Raw genomic sequence first — 10518 nt, 5'->3', positions numbered from 1 at the left:
GACTAACTCCAGTTATTAATTTCGGGTGGATAATTCTACCGATAAGATCTATTTTTCGCCACAATATCTGTTAATAAATAAGTAAAAAAGATCCTTGAACTTATTTTATTTAACTGAAAGATCTTTTAGAGGACAAAAAATGAAGGAAAAGATCCTTATTTTATTCGCGAGTAGATTTAAAGTTGTTATCCTTGAGCGGAAACAAAAATACAAAGATCACAGATAGATCCTTGCTTATTAATGACGCTTGTATATAATCCACCCACCTTGACTTTTGAGTCTGGATCACAGTTTAAATAAGTCCCTTGAAAATGAATTTTTTCTAGGATGTAATTTATTCTGTCTTAAAGAAGCATCTCTGATTGACTTTTAGTCTATCTACACATAGAATTCGCTCTCTTTTTAATCGGCTAACTCTTTTTCTTTATTATTAGTGATTAACTTTTTAAGTTATTTATTAATAATAAGCTAAAAACATTAGCTACTGTACAGTACTTAACTAATAAGTGGAAAAGAGCATGAAACGTACTTTTCAACCTAGCAACATTAAGCGTAAGCATTCACACGGTTTTAGAACTCGTATGGCGACTAAAAATGGTCGTGCCGTACTAGCTCGTCGTCGTGCTAAAGGTCGCGCAAGCTTAAGCGCTTAATTTATCAGACGTGATAAATTATTCGTTTTCTCGGGAGTTACGTCTGTTAACTCCCGATGATTTTCAACCCGTTTTTAAAAATGCTGTCCCAGCAGTATCACCGCACCTTACTCTTCTTGCTCGAAAAAACACGTTAGAACATCCTCGTATAGGAATGGCTATTCCTAAAAAGCATATTAAACATGCCGTTGGACGTAACCGTATTCGTCGTTTAGTAAGAGAACAGTTCCGCCATCAACAACACCAACTTCCTGCAATTGATATTGTTGTGATTGCTAAAGCGGGTATTGCGGATTTATCAAATCAAGAAATTAATAAAGTTTTGGATAAATTATGGCGAAAATTAGTGCAGCGTTGCAATGGCTAGTCATTAAATTAATTCGGGGCTATCAGATATTCATCAGCCCAATGATTGGGCAGCGTTGTCGTTTTACGCCAACCTGCTCTCATTATGCGATCCAAGCGATAAATTTACACGGAATTGTAAAAGGGGGTTGGCTAGCGGGCCGACGTCTTATAAGATGTCACCCACTATGTAAAGGTGGCTACGATCCTGTACCTACTTGTTGTGCTAATAAAAATAAACCAAAAAAAAGAGATTAAGAAACGTTATGGAATCCCAACGCAATTTACTTTTACTCGCTCTGCTGTTTGTTAGCTTTTTGCTATACCAAGCGTGGCTGGGTGATAATAATCCTCAACAGGATGTGCAGCAACAATCTGCAGCCGCAACTCAGCAATCCCCTGCCGTTTCATCAAGCAGTAATTTGAGTGCTGATGTACCTAACTCAACGCCAAGTGCGACTAACGCTGCAATTGAAGACGTCCCTTCTACTGCATCGCAAAGTGCATCTATCATGTTGGAAAATGATCGTTTACGCCTAGCTATTTCATTGGTTGGTGGTGACGTGATTTCAGCTGACCTATTAGAGCATGATGATGAGCTTGATTCGGATACGCCCTTCCGTTTACTAGAAAACAGTAAAGACTTCACTTATATCGCTCAAAGTGGTTTGATTGGCCAAGGTCCTGATTCAAGTAAAAAAGGTCGTCCTTTCTATACCGTTGATAATGACAAGTTCGTGTTAACAGAAGGAGATTCTGAAGTCTCAGCTGCACTTCGTTTTGTTGATGATAAAGGTAATGTATTCATTAAAACCTTTACATTAAAACGTGGTGAGTACGTTGTTAATGTAGCGTATACCGTTGAAAATAATACAAGTGAGCCTTTAGAAGTACAATTGTACGGGCAATTAAAAGAATCACTTTCTGAAAAAAGTACGGGTAGTTTAATGATGCCTGTCTACCGTGGTGGTGCATACTCTACGTCTGATGTGCGTTATCAGAAATATAAATACGATGATATGAAAGAAGCTGCATTAAACGAAACAACTCAAGGTGGTTGGGTTGGTATGTTACAGCATTATTTTGTGTCAGCTTGGATCCCTTCTCCAACTGAAACGAATCATTTATATTCAAACATTATTCAAAATAAAGATGCGGCAATCGGTTTTAAAGCACCCGTTAAAACAATCAATGCAAACAGTACAGGCGAAATCAAAGCGAAGCTTTGGGTTGGTCCTAAAATACAAGATCAAATGGCTATTGCTGCAGAGCATCTAGATCTCACAGTTGATTACGGATGGTTATGGTTTATTGCACAACCGATGTTTAAACTTTTACTCTTCTTCCACGGTATTGTTGGTAACTGGGGCTTTGCGATAATCCTAATTACCTTCACGGTGAAAGGTGCACTTTACCCACTGACTAAAGCACAATATACATCGATGGCGAAAATGCGTTTGCTACAGCCTAAGATAAAAGCGTTACGTGATCGTTATGGTGAAGATCGTCAGAAAGTATCAAAAGGCATGATGGAGCTTTATAAGAAAGAGAAAGTTAACCCACTGGGTGGTTGTTTCCCTATCTTCTTACAAATGCCTATCTTTATTGCATTATACTGGTCGTTGATGGAATCGGTTGAATTACGTCACGCACCATTTATGTTATGGATTCAAGATTTATCAGTTCGTGACCCATACTTTATCTTGCCTGTATTAATGGGTGTAAGTATGTTCTTTATCCAAAAAATGTCACCAACGACGGTACAGGATCCAATGCAACAGAAAGTAATGAAGTTTATGCCTGTTATCTTTACTGGTTTCTTTGTTATGTTCCCTGCCGGCCTTGTACTGTACTGGTTAATGAGTAATATCGTTACCTTGATTCAACAAACCATTATTTATCGTAACTTTGAAAAGCAAGGTTTACACGATAAGAAATAGTGTTGCCTGTTAGGTAAAATAAAAGGCGACTTATAAAGTCGCCTTTTTTGTATTTATAATTTGTATTTTTAGGAGTAAACCATGAGCGACACGATTGTTGCACAGGCGACGGCACCCGGTCGTGGTGGTGTCGGTATTGTTCGCGTATCTGGCCCTGGTGTTGAGGCAGTAGCTAAAGCTATTTTAGGCAAATTACCTCGGGTTAGGTATGCTGAATATTTACCTTTTATGGATAATAATCAAACCGTTTTAGACCAAGGAATTGCTTTATTATTCAAGGCTCCAAATTCTTTTACTGGTGAAGACGTGCTTGAGCTACAAGGGCACGGTGGTCCGGTAGTAATGGATATGTTAATTAAAGCTATCCTCACCTTAAAAAATACACGCAGTGCAAATCCTGGTGAGTTTTCAGAGCGTGCTTTTATGAACGATAAGCTCGACTTGGCACAAGCAGAAGCGATTGCAGATTTGATTGAAGCAACTTCAGAGCAGGCTGCTAAAAGTGCTTTAAATTCACTACAAGGAGAGTTTTCAGCAAAGATTGAAAAATTAGTTGAAAGCTTAATTCACTTGCGAATTTACGTCGAAGCAGCGATTGACTTTCCCGAAGAAGAAGTGGACTTCTTAAATGATGGTAAAATTGCCGGTGATTTATATCAAATTATTGATAATTTAGAAGCCGTTAAGAAGCAAGCACAGCAAGGTGCTATTTTACGAGATGGCATGAAAGTGGTTATTGCGGGGCGACCTAATGCAGGTAAATCAAGCTTACTTAATAACCTTGTGGGTAAAGAAAGTGCGATCGTAACGGATATTGCAGGTACCACTCGCGATGTTATGCGTGAGCACATTCATATTGATGGTATGCCATTACATATTATCGATACTGCGGGCTTACGAGAAGGTGCTGATGAGGTTGAAAAAATCGGTATTGAACGTGCATGGTCTGAAATAAAGAGTGCAGATCGCGTTTTGTTTATGTTAGATGCAACCACTACCGATGCAGAAAATCCCTATGATATTTGGCCTGATTTTATCGATAAGTTACCTAAAAATATTGGCTTAACTGTCGTTCGTAATAAAGCCGATTTAACTGGCGAAGCATTAACCGTGACCAAGGGAAATGAGCATCCGGTGTATCGAATTTCAGCGAAAACAGGTTTAGGTGTCGATGCGTTGAAAACACATTTAAAAGATATTATGGGTTATCAAGGACATAGCCAAGGTGGATTTATGGCAAGAAGACGTCATTTAGAAGCCATTGATAATGCTCAAGCACATTTGGCTGAAGGTAAGGTTCAACTTGAAGAATATCAAGCGGGTGAGTTATTAGCCGAAGAATTGCGTTTAACACAACAGTCATTGAATGAAATTACCGGGGAGTTTAGCTCCGATGATTTATTAGGCAGGATCTTCTCAAGCTTTTGTATTGGAAAGTAAAAGTAAAAATGGGTGATCTTGGCAACAGGATCACCGTTTATTTTGTTATTAACTTTAAATATTTCCCCAGATCCACTCTTCCCATTTTATTTATCAAGCTTTTCATCGTTAAAAATTAATCCCCTTCTTTTCATTTAATTATCTGTAATAAACCTGTCATTAAACATGCGTATTTTTGTCATATTTCAACGGTATGCTGCTCTTCGTAAACAACCATTAGAGTTGTTAGTGTTCATCTGGTTTTGACTAAACAGTTGAGTTTAAAGTGAAAAATTACTCTTAAAATAAATGGAATAAATATGAAAAAGACACTATTAATAACAGCTATTTTAGCTGGTTTAGTTTCTGCAACTGCTAGTGCAGCAACGGTATACGAAAAAGATGGTACAACAATGAAAGTTGGAGGGCGTGTAGAAGCGCGTGGTTTGTTTGGCGATGATGTTGATGGTTCTATGGAAGACAAAAGCCGTTCGCGTATTAATTTTAAAGGTAAAACTCAAATATCTGATGAATTAGCTGGTTTCGGTGTTATGGAATATGAAATTAAAGCGGGTGATGACGAAGTGTCAAATCGGTATTTATATGCTGGTATTAGTACTCAGGTTGGGGATTTTTCTTACGGTCGCCAAGATACAGCTAATGTGCAAGTTTCGGATATGACTGATATTTCTTCATACCACTCTGGTGAGCAACAATACATTGGTTCTGCATCTGATAAAGAAAATAATACTTTCCTATATTCCGGTGAATTCAGTCATTTGTCTGTGCAAGCAAACTATATTGCGAATGGTGATGAAGCAGACGATGACTCTTCTAACGATCCTGAAGATGCATTTGGTATTTCCTTATTATACTCAATGGACTCTGGTGTAGATCTTGGTGCTGCTTATTCTAATGAAGATGAAGAAAATCAAGCGACGTTTGCAATTGGCTATACTTATGAAGATTTCTATTTGGCGGCTAGCTATGCAGTGGGTGACGTTGATGACGATACAGATTTCACTTCTTTAGAAATTGCGGCTCAATATAAATTTACAAAAGCATTCCGTATGATCGGCATTTATTCTGCTGCGGAAGAAGATGATCAAGACGTAACAGATTATGTTGCGATCGAGGGGCAATATCGTTTCAATAGTTCAATCCGTGCGATTCTTTCTTATAAAATGAATAATATAGATGATGCGAACGATGAAATTATTGCTGGACTTCGTTATAACTTTTAGACGACAAATCCATGTCTGATTTATATCCTGGCTCTATGCTGGGATTTTTAGTTTTTAATGCCTTCTGTTTTGCATCAATGTAACTATACCCGTTACCAATCAAGATGCGTTTATCAGTCGCTAGCTCGGATACCAAGGCAAGGCGTAACATGATGACAATGGCTAGTTATAACGCAGTATTGGTGTTCGAGCTAGTGACCCGCAGGGCAAGACGATAGGCAAACATCTTCGTTGTTATAAAGTCTCGATTTAACCCGTTAGATCTTCACCTTTATGCCTAGAATCTGCTCACCTCTCGTCTTGCTGATTTCTGCATCTTGAATGGTAACGGGTATATATTGACCATTTTATATCGATTAAATTCACAATGATTCTTTTATTGGGATATTAAAAAGAGGAGAAAAATAGTCTATTTGACTAATTTTAATACAATTTATTGGTAGTGGTTCTTATTACGTAAATTGTCAAAAATTAGCTTGTGAGAGATCGACCATTGTTAAGCGAGGATATTATGCTTATTGCATTGTGCATTGGCTGCTTTTAATTTGTATTATTATTCTATGTTGTTGATTATTAAGATGATCGGTTGTGAGTTATCTTTGTAAGACATTAAATAGTAGCATTTAGTTCATTTTTTATTTAAAGATAGCACGTATTATTCATTTCACAAGGAAAGTGTGACGACAGGATGTTGTTATTGAAGGTAAGCAAAGATTGTTTATCTTGTCAGGAGACGAAAGGACAAACTACAGGATGTAGTTAAGGATAGCTTCTAGGATTGAAGTTGGTAGTAACGGGATTGTTATTATCTCAAGGAAGAAAAGGACAAACTACAGGATGTAGTTAAGGATAGCTTTTAGGATGGAAGTTGATAGTAACAGGATTGTTATTATCTCAAGGAAGAAAAGGACAAGCTACAGGATGTAGTTAAGGATAGCTTCTAGGATGGAAATTGATAGTAACGGGATTGTTATTATCTCAAGGAAGAAATGGACAAGCTACAGGATGTAGTCAAGGATAGCTTCTAGGATGGAAGTTGATAGTAACGGGATTGTTATTATCTCAAGGAAGAAATGGACAAGCTATAGGATGTAGTTAAGGATAGCTTCTAGGATGGAAGTTGATAATAATAGGATCATTATTATCACAAGGATGGAAAAAGGAAACCTCCTAGGAATGGGAGATGGCAGATGACAAGGTTGTTAATCTGGTAAGGATACGTACGGGATGTAACCAAAGGAACTGGGGGCGGGCTATTTATTCAAGTCGGTTTATTGTGGATGCATTTGTAGACTTGCTAAACGACTATTTGAGGGCAGCTTAGGCTGCCCTTTCTCGTTTTTACCTATACAGTTCAATTTCTCTCCAAAATGTTTGATATTATTCCACTGTTATTAAATAATCCGATCTAATAAAATTCCCCATGAAATAAGTCGTACCAATGCTTTGCTGATGTTAATTCCCATCGCAATAATTAGCAGATCTATTTGACTGGTTAAAATTATTTATTTCTTTATTGAACGTTTCGAAAAGGGAATAACCACTTACATCAACTTTTGCCTCAAAGTAAACCATTTTTCCCGTACAAAATTTAAATCACATATTTAATACAATTGGTATAAGATCTTAGTTTGTTTTATTTTCACAGGTAAACTGCTGCAATGTTGTTAATGATTGATAATTATGATTCTTTTACCTATAACCTGGTTCAATATTTTGGTGAACTAGAGCAAGAAGTTGTTGTTAAAAGAAACGATCAATTAAGTTTGCAGGAAATCGCAGACTTAAATCCTGATTATTTAGTGATTTCCCCTGGTCCCTGTACACCTAATGAGGCTGGTATTTCGTTATCTGCTATCGAGCGATTTGCAGGACATATTCCTTTATTAGGGGTTTGTCTTGGACATCAATGTATTGCTCAAGCGTTTGGTGCCAATATTGTACGTGCAAATAAAGTTATGCATGGTAAAAATTCATTAATACAGCATAACAGTAAAGGTGTGTTTGATGGTCTAAATAACCCATTAGATATTACTCGTTACCACAGTTTAGTTATTGAACCAGACACCCTTCCCGCTTGTTTTGATGTTTCAGCAACTGTTCTTGGTAGTGATGAAATAATGGCAATTAGACATAAACATTTTGCGCTCGAAGGAGTACAGTTTCATCCTGAAAGTATTATGTCAGAGCAAGGATTACAATTACTTAATAATTTTCTTAAGTAATGAGTGTGATAGGCATTGTATTACTTGCTGAAAATTGAATAATAATGTACTTTAAATGAGATTTTATTCACTTTTTGTTTTAGATAAAGGATGTTGTTATGTCAAACACACAAATATCTCGTTCGCTTTACGATCAAATAATGGTTCCTAATTATGCGCCTTTAAATATGATCCCTGTTCACGGGAAAGGTTCACGTGTTTGGGATCAAAATGATAATGAATATTTAGACTTAACTGGAGGGATAGCGGTTAATGCGCTAGGACATGCGCACCCTGAGTTAAATAAAGCATTAATGGAGCAGGCTAATAAAGTTTGGCATGTGAGTAATATTTATACCAATGAACCGACATTGATGCTGGCTCAAAAATTAGTAGATAATACCTTTGCTGAGCGTGTCTTTTTTGCCAATTCTGGTGCAGAGGCGAATGAAGCCGCATTAAAATTAGCGCGTCGTGTTGCATTCGATAATTATTCACCCGAGAAAACTGAAATTATTGCTTTTTACAAAGGCTTTCATGGACGTACTTTTTTCACGGTTACTGCGGGCGGACAAGCGACGTATTCAGATGGGTTTGGACCGAAACCTGCGGATATAACACATCTGGAATATAATAATTTAACTGAACTTGAAAAAGCTATTTCAGATAAAACCTGTGCAGTTATCCTCGAACCGCTTCAAGGTGAGGGTGGGGTTTTACCTATAGATAAAGAGTTTGCACTCGGTGTCAGAGCATTATGTGATAAACACAATGCACTTATGATTTTCGATGAAGTACAAACGGGAATGGGAAGAACGGGGGAATTGTTTGCTTACATGGGCCTCGGTGTCGTGCCAGATGTATTAACATCGGCAAAATCCTTAGGAGCGGGTTTCCCTATTGCTGCAATGCTAACCCTTACGAAGTTTGCCAATAGCCTCACAGTGGGCACTCATGGTACAACTTTTGGTGGTAATCCATTAGCATGTGCCGTGGCCAATAAAGCCTTTGATTTGATCAATGATCCTATTTTACTTGAAGGTGTGAAACAAAAAGAACAGCTAATGCGCCAATTACTCTCAGATCTTAATCAAGAGTTTGCTGTTTTTGAGGAAATTCGTGGTGCTGGTTTACTATTAGGTGCCGTATTAAATGCACAGTACGAAGGACGAGCAAAAGAGTTTTTATTAGCGAGTGCTGAGGTTGGACTGTTAGTGTTAGTTGCTGGCGCAAATGTGATTCGTTTCGCTCCTGCTTTGAATATTAGTGATGAAGAAATAAAAGAAGCAATGACTAAATTCAAAAAAGCACTACAAGCGGTTACTTTAAAATGAGAAAAACCAAGAATTGTTGCGCTTTACCCTTTATAATCGAGATATGAATTATTTCTCTTTAACTTCAAATCTGATTCACGTCCTTTGATATTGAAGAGTAATAGCGCTTAATTTTAGTAAATAAATAAACGATTAAGTTTATTTATAAAATAGTATTTCGAATTGGGAGCTCAAACAATGAGACGCGAATTAGCAATTGAATTTTCTCGAGTGACAGAAGCGGCAGCATTAGCGGGTTATAAGTGGTTAGGTAGAGGCGATAAAAACACAGCGGATGGCGCAGCTGTAGAAGCAATGCGTTTGATTTTCAATCAAATTAAAATTGATGGCACGATTGTTATCGGTGAAGGTGAAATTGACGAAGCCCCCATGCTATATATTGGAGAGCATGTCGGTACCGGTGAAGGTGAAAAATTAGATATTGCTGTCGATCCTATTGAAGGCACACGCATGACAGCAATGGGGCAGTCTAATGCGCTTGCTGTTTTGGCTGTTGGTGAAAAGGGGAGTTTTTTACAAGCGCCCGACATGTATATGGAAAAATTAATTGTTGGTCCAAATGCACGTGAAGCAATTAATTTAGAGTTATCGCTAGAGCAAAACTTAAAAGCGATTGCCATTGCACTTGATAAACCACTGAAAGAATTGACCGTTGCAACCTTAGCAAAACCTCGCCATGATCGTATCATTAAAGATATGCAAGGCTTAGGTGTGCGCGTATTTGCTATTCCTGATGGTGATGTGGCGATTTCGATTTTAGCTTGTGTACCTTATAGCCAAGTTGATGTGTTGTATTGTATTGGCGGTGCACCAGAAGGGATTATATCTGCTGCAGTTGTACGAGCCTTAGACGGCAATATGCAAGCGCGCTTATTACCACGTCCCATGGTTAAAGGCCCAACGGAAGAAAACATTAAAATCGGAGAAGAGGAAGTAGCACGTTGTGAAGCTTCTGGTGTTGCTGTTAATACGGTATTGAAGCTAGAAGACCTCGTTAAGAACGATAATGTTATTTTCTCTGCTACGGGAATCACGAAAGGTGATTTAGTTGAAGGTGTTACTGTTAATGGGCGTTTGGCGACGACTGAAACGTTAGTCGTACGTGGTAATTCTCGTACTATACGTCGCATTCGTTCCACCCATAACTTAGATCGTAAACACCCTGATTTGAAAAATATTATTTTGTAGTCTGATAATAATTAGTGGATCTATTTTACGGGTTAAACATTGTTTATTTCATTGTTAAAAGTTTTGTAAAGGAACACCGTCTACATTACATACATAATACAACGCGTATAATTTTTAATCATAGCTAAAAGCAAAAAAGGTGCTCATTGAGCACCTTTTTTATTATTTAATATTAATAACTTACAACTTTT

The 10518-nt window shown here is 37.6% G+C and carries 9 protein-coding genes; all 9 read left to right on the top strand.

The features are described from left to right. Window positions 1–518 precede the first annotated feature (518 nt). The 9 genes from rpmH (at window position 519) to glpX (ending at window position 10327) form a co-directional block, all read left to right on the top strand. The gene (gene rpmH, locus ACR30L_RS20110) at window positions 519–653 is read left to right on the top strand and encodes a 50S ribosomal protein L34 (protein WP_435236011.1); all 135 of its coding nucleotides are present in this window, start codon (window positions 519–521) and stop codon (window positions 651–653) included. 10 nt (window positions 654–663) lie between these two features. Further along, entirely contained in the window at window positions 664–1020 is a 357-nt protein-coding gene (gene rnpA / locus ACR30L_RS20105) for a ribonuclease P protein component (RefSeq protein ID WP_435236010.1), read from the top strand. Further along, on the top strand, window positions 987–1256 hold the full coding sequence (gene yidD, locus ACR30L_RS20100) for a membrane protein insertion efficiency factor YidD (RefSeq protein WP_435236009.1): 270 nt from the start codon (window positions 987–989) through the stop codon (window positions 1254–1256). Before rnpA ends, yidD begins: the two co-directional genes overlap by 34 nt. Before the next feature lie 8 nt (window positions 1257–1264). Continuing rightward, window positions 1265–2938: a membrane protein insertase YidC gene (gene yidC / locus ACR30L_RS20095; protein WP_435236008.1), complete on the top strand. Its 1674-nt coding sequence runs from the start codon at window positions 1265–1267 to the stop codon at window positions 2936–2938. An 81-nt stretch (window positions 2939–3019) separates the two neighbouring features. Further along, the gene (gene mnmE / locus ACR30L_RS20090) at window positions 3020–4378 is read left to right on the top strand and encodes a tRNA uridine-5-carboxymethylaminomethyl(34) synthesis GTPase MnmE (RefSeq protein ID WP_435236007.1); all 1359 of its coding nucleotides are present in this window, start codon (window positions 3020–3022) and stop codon (window positions 4376–4378) included. 299 nt (window positions 4379–4677) lie between these two features. Beyond that, entirely contained in the window at window positions 4678–5601 is a 924-nt protein-coding gene (locus ACR30L_RS20085) for a porin (protein WP_435236006.1), read from the top strand. A gap of 1661 nt (window positions 5602–7262) precedes the next feature. Next, window positions 7263–7826 (top strand): anthranilate synthase component II, encoded by a 564-nt coding sequence (locus ACR30L_RS20080; protein WP_435236005.1) that lies wholly within the window; start codon window positions 7263–7265, stop codon window positions 7824–7826. A 98-nt stretch (window positions 7827–7924) separates the two neighbouring features. Next, window positions 7925–9139: an aspartate aminotransferase family protein gene (locus tag ACR30L_RS20075; RefSeq protein ID WP_435236004.1), complete on the top strand. Its 1215-nt coding sequence runs from the start codon at window positions 7925–7927 to the stop codon at window positions 9137–9139. A gap of 177 nt (window positions 9140–9316) precedes the next feature. Continuing rightward, window positions 9317–10327, top strand: a complete 1011-nt coding sequence (gene glpX / locus ACR30L_RS20070; protein ID WP_435236003.1) for a class II fructose-bisphosphatase — start codon at window positions 9317–9319, stop codon at window positions 10325–10327. Window positions 10328–10518 lie beyond the last annotated feature (191 nt).

This window comes from Psychromonas saccharinae (assembly GCF_051201515.1).
In the GTDB taxonomy this organism is placed as follows: Bacteria; Pseudomonadota; Gammaproteobacteria; order Enterobacterales; family Psychromonadaceae; genus Psychromonas.
This window is presented reverse-complemented; position numbering and strand designations above follow the sequence as displayed.

What these genes read in the sequence shown, in the direction of transcription:
- rpmH (WP_435236011.1), top strand. Translation starts at nt 519, where the DNA reads ATGAAACGTACTTTTCAACCTAGCAACATTAAGCGTAAGCATTCACAC.
- yidD (WP_435236009.1), top strand. Translation starts at nt 987, where the DNA reads ATGGCGAAAATTAGTGCAGCGTTGCAATGGCTAGTCATTAAATTAATT.
- yidC (WP_435236008.1), top strand. Translation starts at nt 1,265, where the DNA reads ATGGAATCCCAACGCAATTTACTTTTACTCGCTCTGCTGTTTGTTAGC.
- mnmE (WP_435236007.1), top strand. Translation starts at nt 3,020, where the DNA reads ATGAGCGACACGATTGTTGCACAGGCGACGGCACCCGGTCGTGGTGGT.
- ACR30L_RS20085 (WP_435236006.1), top strand. Translation starts at nt 4,678, where the DNA reads ATGAAAAAGACACTATTAATAACAGCTATTTTAGCTGGTTTAGTTTCT.
- ACR30L_RS20080 (WP_435236005.1), top strand. Translation starts at nt 7,263, where the DNA reads ATGTTGTTAATGATTGATAATTATGATTCTTTTACCTATAACCTGGTT.
- ACR30L_RS20075 (WP_435236004.1), top strand. Translation starts at nt 7,925, where the DNA reads ATGTCAAACACACAAATATCTCGTTCGCTTTACGATCAAATAATGGTT.
- glpX (WP_435236003.1), top strand. Translation starts at nt 9,317, where the DNA reads ATGAGACGCGAATTAGCAATTGAATTTTCTCGAGTGACAGAAGCGGCA.